The 14,604-nt window shown below is 64.2% G+C and carries 14 protein-coding genes; 5 read left to right on the top strand and 9 right to left on the bottom strand.

Annotated features, from left to right (window positions below; all coding sequences use genetic code 11):
• Positions 1–68: 68 nt before the first annotated feature.
• From IAE33_RS11005 to IAE33_RS10990, 4 genes are all read right to left on the bottom strand, one after another.
• Positions 69–614, bottom strand: coding sequence for a cupin domain-containing protein (locus tag IAE33_RS11005; protein ID WP_028634209.1), 546 nt, complete (start codon positions 612–614; stop codon positions 69–71).
• A gap of 80 nt (positions 615–694) precedes the next feature.
• Entirely contained in the window at positions 695–1,900 is a 1,206-nt protein-coding gene (locus tag IAE33_RS11000; protein WP_201163524.1) for an MFS transporter, read from the bottom strand.
• Positions 1,901–1,938: 38 nt separating this feature from the next.
• Positions 1,939–2,508 (bottom strand): cytochrome b, encoded by a 570-nt coding sequence (locus IAE33_RS10995; RefSeq protein ID WP_201163523.1) that lies wholly within the window; start codon positions 2,506–2,508, stop codon positions 1,939–1,941.
• A complete protein-coding gene (locus IAE33_RS10990; protein WP_201163522.1) occupies positions 2,505–3,551 on the bottom strand; it encodes a catalase family peroxidase in 1,047 nt (348 codons plus the stop codon). Before IAE33_RS10990 ends, IAE33_RS10995 begins: the two co-directional genes overlap by 4 nt.
• A gap of 129 nt (positions 3,552–3,680) precedes the next feature.
• Between IAE33_RS10990 and IAE33_RS10985 the strand changes: the two genes are divergently transcribed.
• Positions 3,681–4,202, top strand: a complete 522-nt coding sequence (locus tag IAE33_RS10985; RefSeq protein WP_201163521.1) for a sigma-70 family RNA polymerase sigma factor — start codon at positions 3,681–3,683, stop codon at positions 4,200–4,202.
• The gene (locus IAE33_RS10980) at positions 4,199–4,951 is read left to right on the top strand and encodes an anti-sigma factor family protein (RefSeq protein ID WP_201163520.1); all 753 of its coding nucleotides are present in this window, start codon (positions 4,199–4,201) and stop codon (positions 4,949–4,951) included. The genes IAE33_RS10985 and IAE33_RS10980 overlap by 4 nt, the downstream gene beginning before the upstream one ends.
• A gap of 26 nt (positions 4,952–4,977) precedes the next feature.
• On the opposite strand, the gene xthA is transcribed toward IAE33_RS10980, so the two are convergent.
• Positions 4,978–5,790, bottom strand: a complete 813-nt coding sequence (gene xthA, locus IAE33_RS10975; protein WP_028634204.1) for an exodeoxyribonuclease III — start codon at positions 5,788–5,790, stop codon at positions 4,978–4,980.
• 162 nt (positions 5,791–5,952) lie between these two features.
• Between xthA and IAE33_RS10970 the strand changes: the two genes are divergently transcribed.
• Genes IAE33_RS10970 through IAE33_RS10960 form a run of 3 tightly spaced genes read left to right on the top strand, consistent with a single transcriptional unit; the run spans position 5,953 to position 12,069 of the window.
• Positions 5,953–6,603 carry a GNAT family N-acetyltransferase gene (locus tag IAE33_RS10970; RefSeq protein ID WP_201163519.1) on the top strand — a complete coding sequence of 217 codons (651 nt, stop codon included), beginning with the start codon at positions 5,953–5,955 and terminating at the stop codon, positions 6,601–6,603.
• A gap of 52 nt (positions 6,604–6,655) precedes the next feature.
• On the top strand, positions 6,656–8,398 hold the full coding sequence (locus tag IAE33_RS10965) for an autotransporter assembly complex protein TamA (protein WP_201163531.1): 1,743 nt from the start codon (positions 6,656–6,658) through the stop codon (positions 8,396–8,398).
• Between the two features lie 8 nt (positions 8,399–8,406).
• Complete coding sequence (locus tag IAE33_RS10960) at positions 8,407–12,069, top strand: translocation/assembly module TamB domain-containing protein (RefSeq protein ID WP_236406376.1); 3,663 nt, start codon at positions 8,407–8,409, stop codon at positions 12,067–12,069.
• Positions 12,070–12,086: 17 nt separating this feature from the next.
• On the opposite strand, the gene IAE33_RS10955 is transcribed toward IAE33_RS10960, so the two are convergent.
• The 4 genes from IAE33_RS10955 to IAE33_RS10940 form a co-directional block, all read right to left on the bottom strand.
• A complete protein-coding gene (locus IAE33_RS10955; protein WP_201163517.1) occupies positions 12,087–12,641 on the bottom strand; it encodes a DUF2589 domain-containing protein in 555 nt (184 codons plus the stop codon).
• Between the two features lie 68 nt (positions 12,642–12,709).
• Positions 12,710–13,384 (bottom strand): DUF2589 domain-containing protein, encoded by a 675-nt coding sequence (locus IAE33_RS10950; RefSeq protein WP_201163516.1) that lies wholly within the window; start codon positions 13,382–13,384, stop codon positions 12,710–12,712.
• A gap of 62 nt (positions 13,385–13,446) precedes the next feature.
• A complete protein-coding gene (locus tag IAE33_RS10945) occupies positions 13,447–13,827 on the bottom strand; it encodes a Mor transcription activator family protein (RefSeq protein ID WP_028634199.1) in 381 nt (126 codons plus the stop codon).
• A gap of 251 nt (positions 13,828–14,078) precedes the next feature.
• Entirely contained in the window at positions 14,079–14,537 is a 459-nt protein-coding gene (locus IAE33_RS10940) for a hypothetical protein (RefSeq protein WP_201163515.1), read from the bottom strand.
• Positions 14,538–14,604: the final 67 nt, after the last annotated feature.

The raw sequence follows: 14,604 nt of genomic DNA, 5'->3' as shown, positions 1-14,604 counted from the left end.
ACCCACTGTATGTGCTGGCGGCGCCCTGACGCGGCGGGCGGCCCGCGCGCGCGGGCCGCTGGGCCTGCTTAGAAGTTGGCGGGCGTATTGGCGCTGATGATCTCGGCCTCGTCCGGGCCGATGTTCTTGAAACTGTGGGGCAGGGTGGTGGGAATGTAATAGCCATCGCCCGAGCTGAGTACACTCACCTGGCCATCAACCCACAGTTCCACGGTGCCCCGGGTAACCAGGCCACACTCTTCGCCTTCGGCATGCACGATCGGCTCGCCCGAATCGGCACCGGGGGCATACAGCTCGCGCAGCATGCGCATCTGCCGGCCCTCGACACTGGCCCCTACCAGCAACATACGCAGCCCGTTGCGCCCCAGGTCTGGCTGCTCACCCGCCCGGAAAACATAGCGCTCCTCGCGCACGGGCTCATCGAAGCTGAAGAACTCTGCCAGGCTCATGGGGATGCCTTCCAGCAGCTTCTTCAACGAGCTGACCGAGGGGCTCACACGATTTTGCTCGATTTGCGAAATGGTCGAGTTGGTCAGCCCGCTGCGGCGCGCCAGCTCACGCTGGGAGAGGTTGTTGCGTTCACGCACCAGTTTGAGTCGTGTCCCCGTGTCCATAGCCGCCTTGTAATCAGAGGTGTCAAGAATAATGAGCGACGCGCATTAAAACACACTCTGAGGGCGCACGCGCTGTGCATCTAGGCATGCCTGGCCCTAGGCATCGGCCACAGCCCCACCAGCAGCAGCAACAGCGCCACCATCACAAAAGGCAGCCGTGGGTCCAGTGCGTACACCAGCGTACCTGCCAGTGGGCCAAGCACTGCCCCCATGCCCTGTGCAGCGCCCACCGAGCCTGCCGTAGCGCCTTGCTCCGAGGCCTGCATGGCATTGGCCGCCAACGCTGAAAATGCCGGGAAAACAAAGCCCATGCCAGCAGCGGCCACGAAGTAACAAGCCCACAGCCAAGGCGCTGTGGTCGCCAGCGCGCCGGCCGCAAAACCAAGGGCCGAAACGGTTGCACCCACCTGGATCATTTTCAGTGGCGGCCATTGCAGCTGCCGCAACAGGACCTGGGCCAGTATCAGTGCCACACCCACCGTGGTCAGTGCGATACCTGCCGCCTGGGCGGCTTCGGCTGCTGCCAGGTGCAAGCGATCCAGCGCAAAAAAGCCAACCACGATCTGTGACACGGTAACGCTGAACATCGCGCTGAACGCTACCAGCAGGGGGCGCCGCAGGCGCCGGTCGCTCAACTTGACCGGGCTGGGCGCGTGGCCCTGGGCCGGTGCATGGGGCTTGAGGTTGAACAACAGCACCAGAAACGCCAATGCCGGCAGCACCGACATGACGTGCAGTGGCAGGCTCAGGCTGTGACGGGCCAGCAGCGCCGCGAGTGCCGGGCCTACCACCAGGCCAACAGCATTGGCCGCCCCCAGCGATGCCATGGCCCGTGCCCGACGCTGGGGTTCGATATGGTCGGCGATCAGTGCGTTGCAACCCACCGGGATTGCGGCGTAGAACGCCCCGATGCAGCCGCGGGCAAGCATGAGGCCGATGAACGCCAGTGTCGGGCCTGGCAACCAGCGCAAGGCCCCCTCGACGAATAGGCACAACACCCAGTACGCCAAGGTAAAGCCTGCGCTGCCCAGCAACAGCACACGCCAACGGCCCAGGCGGTCGGCTGCGCGCCCCCACGGGCGCGCCAGCAGCACCCAGACAACGCCCGCCACCGTTACCGCGGCGCCCGCCTGCCAGGTGGCAAGCCCCAACTGGCGTGCCAGCGGGCCTACCAGCACGACGAAGGCCATCATCGACATGGTGCAGGCCAGGTTGGCCAGTAGCAGTGGGCGGAGGTCCAGGGTGCTTGCGGCAGCTGGGGAGGCAGTGTCCTTTGCAGCGATCATGGGGAAGTCCAGGCAGTGCAGATAAGAGGCCGACGATATTAGTAAGAACCATTATCGGCTGTCGAACCCTTTGCGGCGCCCCGGCGGCGCAGAGGCCCGGGCCACATGCTGCGCATCACGCCATCGCGGCGCACCCATGCGTGCATCAGCGCGGCACCCACATGCACCAGCACCGTGGCGAACAGCAGGTAACCTGCCCAGCCGTGGGCCTGGCGCAACACCGCATACAGTTGCAGGTCATGCGGGGCGATTGCCGGCAGGCCCAGCGGGCGCGGGTAGCCCCCGGCGGACAACATGGCCCAGCCCAGCAGCGGCATGGCCAGCATCAACCCGTACAGCACCCAATGCGATGCCGCGGCTGCCCAGCGCTGTAGCAGCGGCAGGTCACGAGGCAGTGGCGGGTGCGGCAGGCTCAGCCGCACGATGATACGTACGGTCACCAGCACCAGCAGTGCAAGGCCTGTCGCCTTGTGCAGGCTGACCAGCACAGGGTGGCGTACGGACAGGTCCCCGACCATGCTGACGCCGATGAACAACATCACCAGAATCATCACGGCCATCATCCAGTGCAGCAGGCGAGCAAGTGGGTGGAAGGCGGTGGATTTCATGGCTGGGCTCCGGTGTTGAGGGACTCGCGGCTACGGCGGTTGAACGACTCCGAATAGGCCGCCGAGCGTGCAGCAAGAATCGGGTCCGCGCTCGGTTTTATGCCTTGCGGCAGAATCAACGGGTCGAAGTTGAGGTCACGGCAGGCCCCCTGCTCAGGGGCGTCCACGCTCTGGAGCACCAGGGTGCCAGCATTCACGCTGGGCCTGTCGGCAGGCCAGGGTTTGGCAGGGTCGTCCACGGCATCACCGGGCTCTGCTAGTACCAGGCGCAGGGTCCAGCGCAACGGGCCTTTGGCCAGGCGTGCCTGCAAGTCGTGCTGCAGGAACAGCTTGTCATCCACCTGGGGCGGCAGTGCCGCGAAAGGGCTCTGGGGTTCGAGCTGCCAGCGCACTGGGTGCTCACCCCCTTTGGGGTCAATCAGGCGAAAGGCATTGATGCTGTGGTAGGCGGTGCTGGCAAAACTGTCGCTAGGTTTGTACCCCGCAGCCCACTGGCGAAACGGCGCACTTTCGGGGTGTGCGGCGAAAAACGCCTGGACCTTGGCCGGGTCTGGCTTGCCGGTTGCAGGGTCCGGTGTGTTGGCCAGCACCTGCTCGTAGAACGCTTCGGCTGTGCTCACTGCGAGCACTGGCGGGTTGTTCATGCCGGTGCGCCAGACCTGGCCATCGTCGGTGGATAGCTGGATCGCCAGGCTGCGCACGGGGATGGCGGTGTCGGGTGCGAACGGGTTTGCACCGCCAATGGCGAAGCGGCCGATCACCGGCACCTGGGGCTGGGTGAACGCGCGGGCGGTGGACAGGCTTGCAGCCTGCCCGCTGGGTTCGAAGTAGCCGCTCACGCAAAGGCCCTTGGCGTGGTTCTTGCGGTAGCCAGCATAGTGCCCAGCTTGTGCTTCGAAGGTGTCGATGATGCGCTGGGGCGTCAGCGCTGGTGTGCCGAGCCAGCCGGCCGCGTAGGCGAAGCCTGCGCCTGCGGCCAGCATCACGGCGCCAATGGCGGCGAAGCGCAAGGCTTTTGCCGGTCCGTGCAAAGGTGGGTTCATGGGGGCATCCGGTTCAGTGAAGATGCCGGTAGGACGGTGGTGGCAAAAATTTATTCCCTGATCAGGAATAGTTTTTTCCGCCAGGCGTCTGTTCTCTACACTCACAGCCTTTAGGGCCGGACCATAGCCATGCAGGACCTGGACGACCATCAGTGGCGCGAACTGCTTGCCCGCCTGCGGCGCTTTGCCGTATGGCTGACCCGCGACCCCGGCAGCGCCGACGACCTGGTCCAGGCCACCGTCGAGCGCGCCCTCAGCCGTCGCCAGCAACAGCGCGACGGCGAAGCCCTGCGCGCCTGGCTGTTCACCATCCTTTATCGGCTGTTCCTCGACGGCAAGCGCCGGGATCGCCTGCATGCGCGCTGGCTGGCCTGGTTCGGGCGCGCTGAGCCGGACGCCGAGCCTGTGGGTGACAATCTGGAGGACATCGTCCTGGCCCAGGCCGACCTGCAGGCCTTCGCCCAGCTCAAGGACGAGCAGCGCGCGCTGTTGCTGCTGGTCAGCATTGAAGGGTTGAGCTACAAGGAAGCCGCCCAGGCCTTGGGCATCCCCATTGGAACCGTGATGTCGCGCCTGTCGCGCGCGCGCACCGCCTTGCGTGAACTTACCGAAGGCGCCCCCCAGCCACCGGCATTGCGGAGACTGAAATGACCCGCCTGATCCCCAGCGAAGACGAACTGCACGCTTATGTCGACGACCGGCTTGACGCAGTGCGCAGGGCCGAAGTGCAAGCCTGGCTGGCCAGCAACCCGCAGGCAGCCGAGCGCGTGGAAGGTTGGCGCGCCGATGCCCGTCGCCTGCGCGCAGCACTGGCCGGTTACGCCGAGCCTAACGCGGGCACCCCCGTTAACCGGCAGCACCTGCTGCGCCAGGCGCGGCAACGCCGGCAGCGACGTTGGGCCGCTGCTGCAATGGTGGTGGTGGCGCTGGGTATTGGCGGCCTGGGCGGCTGGCACGTGCGTGACGTGTCGCTTGCCCGCGCAGATTTGCCCATGGCCGACGCCGTGCAGGCCCACCGGTTGTTTGCAGGCAGCCAGGTGCTGGACATTCAGGCCCGCGACGCAGAGCAGATGCGTGGCTGGTTGCAGCGGCACTTCAGCCAGGTAGGCCAGCTGCCAGACCTGAGCGGGTATGGTTTCACCCCGGTCGGCGCCCGTTTGCTCAGCAATGAGCAGGGGCCGGCTGCACTGCTGGTGTTCGAGGACGGCAGCGGCCGACGCATCAGCCTGTTTCTGCGTTCACCCGGCGAGCATTACCGCCGCATGCCGACCGGGCAACGGGTCGACGGCCCACTGGAGGCCCGCTACTGGTCGCACGGGGCGTACAACTTTGCGTTGATCAGCCAGGCAGACGACAGGCGCGGGGCCGGGGTAGGTGAGGCCCTGCGCCTGGGCTTGTAGCAGCGCCCGGCCAGGGCACGGGCTGATCAGCTGAGCTCAAGCCAGATCGGCGCATGGTCCGACGGCTTTTCCATCCCCCGCAGGTCATAGTCCACACCCGCCGCCTTCAGCCGTGGCACCAGCTGCTGCGAGGCCATGATCAGGTCGATGCGCAAGCCGCGCTTGGGCTCGTCCTCAAACCCACGGCTGCGGTAGTCGAACCAGCTGAAGCGGTCGTTCACCTCAGGGTGCAGGTGGCGAAAGCTGTCCACCAGCCCCCAGCCTTTCAGGCGTTCCATCCACTCGCGCTCCTCTGGCAGGAAGCTGCACTTGCCGGTCTTGAGCCAGCGCTTGGCGTTGTCCGGGCCAATGCCAATGTCGCAGTCCTGGGGCGAGATGTTCATGTCGCCCATCACCAGCACCGGCTGGTCCTGCTGGAACTGGCTTTCAAGCAGCGCCTGCAGATCCGCATAGAAGCGCTGCTTGGCTGGGAACTTGGTCGGGTGGTCGCGGCTTTCACCCTGCGGGAAGTAGCCATTCATGATGGTGATCGGGTTGCCTTGGGCGTCGGCGAAGGTACCCCAGATAAAGCGGCGCTGAGCGTCTTCTTCATCGGTGGCGAAACCCTTGTGCAGGCTCAGTGGCGCCTGGCGCGACAGCAGCGCCACGCCGTAATGGCCTTTCTGCCCATGGTAGTGCACGTGATAGCCCAGGGCCTGCACGTCTGCGAGCGGGAACTGCTCGTCGCTGACTTTGGTTTCCTGCAGGCCGATTACATCCGGCTGATGCTTTTCGATGAGTGCGGCAAGCTGGTGTGGGCGTGCGCGCAGGCCGTTGATGTTGAAACAGACGATCTTCATGGCAAGACGATCCCGGTAAAACGCGCGATGCTAGCGGACATCGCTGTGCATCACCAGCGTGGCGGCTTCGGGGTGTGGCTGCTAACGTGCGTTGCCAGGTGAACGATGCCCGGCGTAGCGCCTCCAAGGCACAGTACGCCCATTCCAGGAGGTCTGCCCGCAATGCCCCACACTACTGCCGCCCCGGCTCGTGTCTGTGTTCTAGATGGTGGTTATCGCCGTGAGGCGCGCGCGCTGCTGTACAACGTGTACCGCAACGACCCTACTTTTGCCTATCTGTTCGATGCCCAGCGCCCAGGCTTTGAGCGGCGCCTGCGTACGCTCATTCGCGAGTGGGTGCGCCAGCATTTCTACCTGCAGTTGCCGGCCGTCGGCCTGCTGCTCGAAGACCGCCTGATCGGCGTGGCGCTGATCGTGCCGCCCCTGCGGCGCCTGGGCGTAGCCGACAGCTGGGCCTGGCGGCTGCGCATGATGCTGGGCGCTGGTGTGCGCTGCACCCGCCGGTTCATGGACTATCAGGCAGCCATCGCCACCTGTATGCCCAGTGACCAGTTGCACGTGTTGCCGCTTCTGGGCGTGCAGGTACAGCATCAGGGCACCCACTACCCCGCGCAATTGTTACAAGCTGTTCAAGCGTGGTGCGCGCAAGACACAGTCACCGAGGGTGTAGTGGTCGATACCGGAAACGAGCACCACCTTGCCTTCTACCAGAGCCAGGGCTTTGCGCAGATCGGCGAAGTTGCCGTGGGGCCGATCCGCCAGCGCGTGTTCCTGCACGCCAACCCGACCGCTGCCTGCGCCGCTTCGCTGTAAGCAGTGCACGGGGCGGCTCCCTTGAACGTTTTGGTCTGGTAGCATGCGCCGCATGACTTATTCAGGAAGATTACGCTGGGGCCTGGTGTTCTGGGCTGCCAGTTTTGCTGCATGGGGCCAGAGTGAACTATTGGTCAAGGTGAAACCCGCCAACAAGGCGCTCAAGGCCAATGTCGAAGGCTATATCGGCACCTTGGGTAACCGCGACGAAGAAGCGCTTTTGCGTTTCAGTCGCGGGGCAGAGGAGCAGGCGCGCAAAGCCGCTCAGGCACTGGGTTACTACCAGGCCCAGATCAACACCGAGGTCAAGCCCACCAGTGGTGCAGACGGCTCCCCGCAACTGATCATCAGCATTGTCCCCGGCGAGCCGATCCGGCTGCGCAACGTCAACGTGCGCATCGAAGGCCCTGCCAGCGAAATGGCGGCCTTCCGGGTGCCAGACAGCAGGGCCCTGCGCCCGGGCGAGCAGCTCAACCATGGCCTGTATGAAGACGCCAAGCGGCTGATCCAGAACCAGGCATCGCGCTACGGTTTCTTCGCCGGGCGCTTCAGCGAGCAGCGCCTGGCGGTCGACCCCCGGGCCGGGGTGGCGGACATCAGCCTGGTGTACCAGAGCGGCCCGCGCTATCGCCTCGGGGCTGTGTCATTCAGCGGTGATACCCCGCTGGACGACGACCTGCTGCAGCGCATGGTCGCGTTCAAGCCCGGCACCCCCTACGATTCCGAGCTGATTGCCGAGCTGAACAACGACCTGCAGTCGAGCGGTTATTTCGAGGGTGTGCGCGTCGATGCCGCACCTACCGCCGCAGTGGGTGAAAACATCCCGGTGGACGTGCGCCTCGAAACCCGCAAACCCCGTACCCTGGGGCTTGGCCTGGGCTACTCGACCGACGTTGGCCCACGCGGCAAGGCCAACTGGACCCGGCATTGGGTCAACGCCCAAGGCCACAGCTATGGCTGGGAAACCGAGCTGTCGGCACCGCGGCAGAACGTAGGGCTGTGGTACGACATTCCGCTTGATCCCCCACTCACCGACAAGCTGCGTTTTGCTGGCGGCTACCAGAATGAGGAACTGGCAGGCACAGACACCCTCAGCAAGCTGCTCACCGTTGGCCCCGAATGGCACAGCAAGTTGCCCAGTGGCTGGCAACGGGTGATATCGCTCAAGTACCAGCGCGAGGAATACCGCCTGGGTGACGATTCCGGCTTGAGCAACCTGCTGATGCCCGGCATCAGCTATTCATTCCTGCGCAGCGACAACCGCATCGATCCGCACAATGGTTACCGATTGCAGTTCGACGCGCAGGTAGCCAAGGAGGGGCTGGGCTCGGACACCAACCTGGTGCACGGTAACGTGGTGCTCAAGGGCCTGACCACCCTAGGCCAGAACCACCGGCTGCTTGGGCGCTTGCAGTTCGGGGGCAGCGCCAGCAATGGCTTCAAGAACAGCATCCCGCCCTCGCTGCGCTTCTTTGCAGGGGGGGACCAGAGCGTACGTGGGTACGACTACCAGACCCTGTCGCCCAAGAACAGTGATGGCGACCGTATTGGCGGGCGCTATCTGGTCGCGGGCAGTGTCGAGTACCAGTATTCGCTGACTGAAAAATGGCGCCTGGCAACCTTCGTCGACCAAGGTAATGCCTTCAACAACCTGGAACTGCCCAGCCTGAAGACTGGTGTCGGGTTTGGCGTGCGTTGGGTGTCGCCAGTAGGGCCGTTGCGCCTTGATCTGGCCAAGGCACTGGACGAAGACGGTGGCATCCGCCTGCACTTTTCCATGGGGCCTGAGCTGTGAAGCGTGTAATGACGTATGGGGTGCTGGGCCTGCTTGGCCTGGTGGTGACAGTGATGCTGGTGGTGAGTGTGCTGGCAGGCACGCAAGCGGGCAGCCGCTGGGTGCTGGATAAAGTGCCGGGCCTTGAAGTGGTGGGCTTTCAGGGCCGGCTGGGTGGTACCTGGCAAGCGAGCCAGTTGAGCTTCGTCGATGGGCAGACTCGGGTGGAGGTGCAGGCGCCGCTGCTGGCCTGGTCGCCTGCCTGTCTGCTGCGTGCCACGCTGTGCATCAGCCGCCTGCATGCGCAGCGCATCGACATGGCCTTTGCGCCTGCAACCGAACCCAGCGAAACAGGCCCGTTGCAGTTACCTGCCTTGCGCTTGCCACTGGCCATCGAACTGGGCGAGGTGAAGGTGGGGCAACTGCGCCTGGATGGCAGTGATCTGTTGGGTGACCTGCAATTGGCGGCCCACTGGGCCCGCGATGGGCTGCGCATCGACAGCCTGCACCTGCAGCGCGATGACCTGCAACTGAACCTGCAAGGTGACCTGAAGCCGGAAGGTGACTGGCCGGTGCAGCTACAAGGTCAGGTGCAGTTGCCTGCGGTAGAGGGCAAGCCCTGGCAAGTGGCGTTGAATGCCACAGGTGAACTGCAGAAAACCCTGAACCTGACCGGCACCAGCAGCGGTTACCTGGACGCCACACTCACCGGTCAGTTGCAGGCGCTGGCAGAGCATTTGCCCGCGACCCTGCAAATCCGCTCTGCGGCGTTCAAACCGGCTGACACGTTGCCAGACACCTTGCAGCTCGATCAACTGGTGCTGGATGCACAGGGCAACCTGAACGACGGTTACGCGCTTTCTGGCTCCGCCAGCCTGCCGGCCAGGCAGGGTCCCATCCCGTTGGCTTTATCGGGCATCGTCGACAGCAAAGGGGCGAAGCTCAATGGCCTGGACCTGACGGCCAGCGACACGCAGCGGGTCAAGCTGCAAGCTTCGGTCGACTGGCAAAATGGCCTGGCCGCGGACGCCCAGCTGGCCTGGCAGGACTTCCCGTGGTTGCGCCTGTACCCGCTGGACGCACCGCCACAGGTAAGCCTGAAGCGCCTGGATGCGGTGGTGAACTATCGCGATGGCCATTACCAGGGCTCCTTCAAGGGTGACCTGGATGGCCCGGCCGGTGCGTTCAGCCTGGCGAGCCCGTTCGAGGGCGACCTCGGCCAGGTGTCGTTGCCCAAGCTCGCCCTCAGCGCCGGGCAAGGCAAGGCGGCAGGCAGTGTCGCGGTGCGCTTCGCAGAAGGCGTTGCCTGGGATGTCGACCTGCAGTTATCAGCCCTGAACCCTGCCTACTGGGTGGCCGAGTTGCCAGGCACCTTGGCGGGGCCGCTGCGCAGCAAAGGGGAGATGAAAGGCGAGGCGCTCAACCTCGATGCGCAGCTGGACCTGAAGGGCCGGCTACGGGGGCAGCCTGCCACGCTGAAGGTGCTGGCCGACGGCGCTGGGCAACACTGGACCTTGGGCACCTTGGCCGTGCAACTGGGTGACAACCGCATCAACGGCAGCGGTAGCCTGCAACAACGGCTGGCCGGCAGGGTGGACATCGACCTGCCACGCCTGGGCCAGTTGTGGCCAGAACTGCAAGGGCAGGTCAAAGGGCGCCTGGACGTCGCCGGTACCCTGCAAGCGCCGCAGGGTGTACTGACCCTTCAAGGCCAGCGGCTGGCGCAGGCCGACAACAGGCTGCAGCAGCTCAACCTCGATGCCCGCCTGGACAACCAACAGCGCGGTGTAATCGACCTCAAGGCGAGTGGCATACAGGCAGGCGATACCGCACTGGGCACCTTGCAGGCCAATGGCAAGGGCGATGCCCGTCGGCAGGCCCTTACACTGGCCCTGAACGGGCCGCAGCTCAAGCTCGACCTGGGTCTGGATGGCCAGATGGACAAGGAGGACTGGCGTGGACGCCTGGCAAGCGGGCGCATCCAGGCCGGTGGCCAGGACTGGCAGTTGCAAGCACCAGCGCGGCTACAGCGCCTGGCCAGCGGGCAGGTGGATTTTGGTGCCCACTGCTGGCGTTCCGGCCAGGCCAGCCTGTGCGGTGATGACCAGCGGCTGGCGCCGGAGCCACGCCTGCGCTACCACCTCAAACGCTTCCCACTGGAAAGCCTGGCGCAATGGATGCCCAAGGATTTTGCCTGGCAGGGCTTGCTGAACGCCGACATCAACCTGGACCTGCCCGCCAGTGGCCCGAAAGGTACGGTTGCTGTGGATGCCAGCGGTGGCACGCTGCGCGTGCGTGACAATGAGCGCTGGGTAGACTTCCCGTACCAGGCCTTGCGCCTGGACAGCACACTGGCACCGCGCCGTATCGACACACGCCTGGCCTTTCGCGGTGAGCGCCTTGGCCAACTGACTGTAAATGCCCGTATCGACCCATTGGGCCAGAACAAACCGTTGTCGGGTGACTTCAACCTGGCCGGCCTCGACCTGGCCATCGCTCGCCCGTTCGTGCCCATGGTCGAACGCCTGGCTGGGCAGTTGAAGGGCAGTGGCCAGCTGTCTGGCACACTGCTCACACCCCAGGTCAACGGTAACCTGATGCTCAGCGGGGGTGAGGTGAGCGGTGCCGAACTGCCCACCAGCTTCGAGGACCTTAACCTGCAGGCGCAGATTGCCGGCGAGCAGGTGAAGCTTGATGGCAGCTGGCGTAGCGGTGCGGCAGGGCGCGGCCAGTTGGGTGGTAGCCTGACCTGGGGGCAGGCGCTGGGTATGCAGGTACGCATTCAGGGCCAGCAGCTGCCGGTCACGGTGGAGCCCTATGCCACGCTCGAAGTCGCCCCCGACCTGACCCTGCAACTGATCGATGACAAGTTGGCGGTTACGGGCAAAGTGCAGGTGCCCAAGGGCAAGATCACCGTGCGTGAGCTGCCGCCTTCTACCGTCAAGGTGTCGGACGACACCGTGATCGTCGGCAACCAGACCGAAGAAGGCAAGCCGCCGATGGCCATGGCCATGGACATCGATGTGGAAGTGGGCCGGGATAAATTGTCGTTCAGCGGGTTCGGCCTCACGGCCAACCTGCTGGGCCATGTGCATATCGGCGACAACCTCGATACCCGTGGTGAACTCAGCCTGGCCGATGGCCGCTACCGCGCCTATGGCCAGCGGTTGACCATTCGCCGGGCACGGCTGTTGTTTGCAGGCCCTATCGATCAGCCCTATCTGGATATCGAGGCGATCCGCCAGGTGGATGACGTGGTGGCAGGCATTCGCTTGAGCGGCAATGCCGAGCAGCCCACCTCCACGGTGTTCTCGGAACCTGCCATGAGCCAGGAGCAGGCGCTGTCCTACCTGGTGCTGGGCCGGCCGCTGGGGGCGTCTGGCGAAGACAACAACATGCTGGCCGAGGCAGCACTGGGCCTGGGGCTGGCGGGGAGTGCCGGGTTTACCGGCGGCGTCGCGTCGCGGCTGGGTATCGATGACTTCCAGCTCGATACCGAGGGGTCGGGCAACACCACCAGCGTGGTGGCCAGCGGTAACCTCACGGAGAAGCTCAGCCTGCGTTACGGGGTGGGCGTGTTCGAGCCGGCCAACACCATTGCGCTGCGCTACAAACTCAGCAAGAAGGTGTATGTGGAGGCGGCCAGCGGGCTGGCCAGCTCCCTCGACATCTTCTACAAGCGAGACTTCTAGCAGCGCCTGGGCGCTGTTCAGCGCACAGTGGCTGCCTCGATGAACTCGTTGCTGTCAGGCGCGGGAGGGGCAGCCGGGGCGCGAACCGGGATGATCAGGCTGGTGTATTCCTCGATCAACCGGTTGAGCGCCTCGGGTGGCTCGCTGGCCTGGAACTGCATGCGAATCTGCACCTCGTCAGGGTCGCGGTTGTCCCCTTGGCGGCCCTGGCCGCCGATGGTGACCTTGAAGCTTGCCGTCTTGTCATCCCCGGTACTGCGCAGGGCCTGGCGGGCTTCGGTACCCTTCACCCGCACCGACAAGTCCACTTGCATGCGCTCCAGCGCCAGGCCTTTGGGCGACACCAGGGCGAACAAGGGCACCCGCATGATGTGATGGCCGTCCATGGCCACCTCCACCATCTTGGCTTTCATGGGGGCGCCCAGTGCGTCGGTGTCGCATTCGAAGAACTGGTCGAACAGGTTGATGTACTGCTGTGCGATCAGGCTATTGGCTGCGCTGGCCGCTTCCTGCAGGCCGCGGGTGATCTCGCGCAGGTCGATTGAGGTCATGGGGGCAGGGGGTTTGTTCAAGGGGTCGACTCTTCAGGCCTTGGGGGCCCCCGATGTACGGGGGCTGTGGGCGCGATCAAGGGTGAGGTTCAGGTGATTGCTCCGCCCGGAGCGGGCGTGGTGCTGGGAGGTGTCGGGTTGGTTTCAGGGGCCTTGAGCCTGTCTGCCTGCGAAATGTGTTCTTGGCTTTCCAGGGCGGCATTCTTGACCACTGTGGGTTTGGTGGCAGCGTCGGTCAGAAAATCAATCACCCTCATCATCGCCTCAGGCGGCTCCTGCCGTTTGAGCGTGGTGTTGAACGCGTAGCGGGCGCGGGTATCGGTCTTGCGGGTTTGCGCGGCCTTATGGCTCACGCTGCCTTTGACGTTCAGTTTGAAAGGCCCCCAGCCCAGGGATGCAGCACCCTCGGCGTTGAGGTCCTTGCCCGAGGTTTCTTCGGACATCTGGTTGATGACCAGTTCGAACTCGACAGTACCTTGTTCGATGGCGATGTTTGGATGAGTGATGGCCGCCACCAGGGGCACCTTCATGGTCTTGCTGACCACACCCTTGTATTCGCCCTGTTCGTCAACGATGGTTTCGTCATAGTCGAACTGGATGGCCACCGCCTTGCCATCCTGCACACACACCTGCATCAGGAAGTCTGCATAGGATTTGCTGGCGGTAACCTGGGCCTGGACCATGGCTTGCAGTGGGCCTGCGATCATGCGGTCCATGGGCAAGGCGTTGATGACCGATCCAATTAAGCTGTTGTCTATCGACATGCTGGATTCTCTTTTTAATAGGGGTAGGGGTGAAATGGCGCTTGACGGTCACGCTGTCGTGCTTAGCGTGCAGGCAAGTCCTGGCGGCGGATGTTGCCAATCTGGCGCAGGCTAAGGCCGTACTTGTTGGCCAGCAGGCTGCGCGACAGGCCTTTGGCGCTCTCTTCCTGGATTTGCTGATTGCGCAGTTGGCGCAGGAAGTGGTCGGCCTTGGGAATTTCCAGCGCGACGCCAGCAAAACGCTTGATCAGAGCGTCCAGTGCTGCTGGCGGCAGTACGTCGGCAAGCTTGGTGCGTTCGCGGTGCTTGGGGATGTACTTTGGCCTGCCGCCGTAGGCACAGGTGAGCTGGTACGCGTTGTCGATGCCGATGCAGTCGATCAGGGCCTGCAGTGAATGAGGCAGTTGGCTGATATCGATATGGCTGAGGTCTGGCATTTCCATATGACGCTCCTTCGGGATGGATGGAATGTGCTACCCGATCACCCGCGGCGTTATGTCGAAGGTGTGACCGGATTCTCAGCGACAGCCCAAGCTGCTCGCTAGGCGGTATATAGGCTGGGGGTTGTAGCTTCGATGATTAGCTTTTGCAGGCAGTGATATCTGCCGATGTAGGAAATAAACGCCCGGTACCGCCGCAGCGGGCTGTTTGCGTTGGCCGCGTGCTGGCTGCTGCGCGGTGGGTACCACTACCCTCAATCGCAGGGGTAGCTACTGATCAGCCCCGCACTTTTGAGGTAGGCGTCAGGGGCGTCCCGCATGCGGTCCGGCAGGGTGCGCCAATCCACCAGCAGGCACAGTGCATGCAGTGGCTGGCCATCGCGCTGGCCAATCACCTGGTCTGCAAAGCTGCGCCGGTACACCACCTGCGTGGCGTGTAGCGGGCTTGCCTGGTCGGCATCGGCCAAGGTCTGGCGGGCCAACGCCGGCAGTTGCGCAGCCGGTAGGGTAAAGCGCAGCGAAGGCCCGCCGGGGTGCAGGTAGCCAGCTTGACGCACCCGTCGCCACAGTTGCTGCCATTGGCTGCTGCCCGCCTGCGCGCTCAGCCTGCTCCCCAACTCAAGCAATTGTTCGGCCGGGAGCTGTTGGGTATCGAGGGCATGGAGGGAGGGTGAGGTCAGGTACAACGATGCTAACAACAGGGGCTTGTACATAGAGGCTCCGCATGTGCTGTGAAACCCCATGCTTTCAGCCCGTTGCCGGCCAAACCAGCAGGAAATA

It is taken from the genome of Pseudomonas sp. S60, assembly GCF_016647865.1.
GTDB lineage: Bacteria > Pseudomonadota > Gammaproteobacteria > Pseudomonadales > Pseudomonadaceae > Aquipseudomonas > Aquipseudomonas parafulva.
Note: the sequence above shows the minus strand (reverse complement) of the source record. Positions and strands in the feature narration are given on the sequence as shown.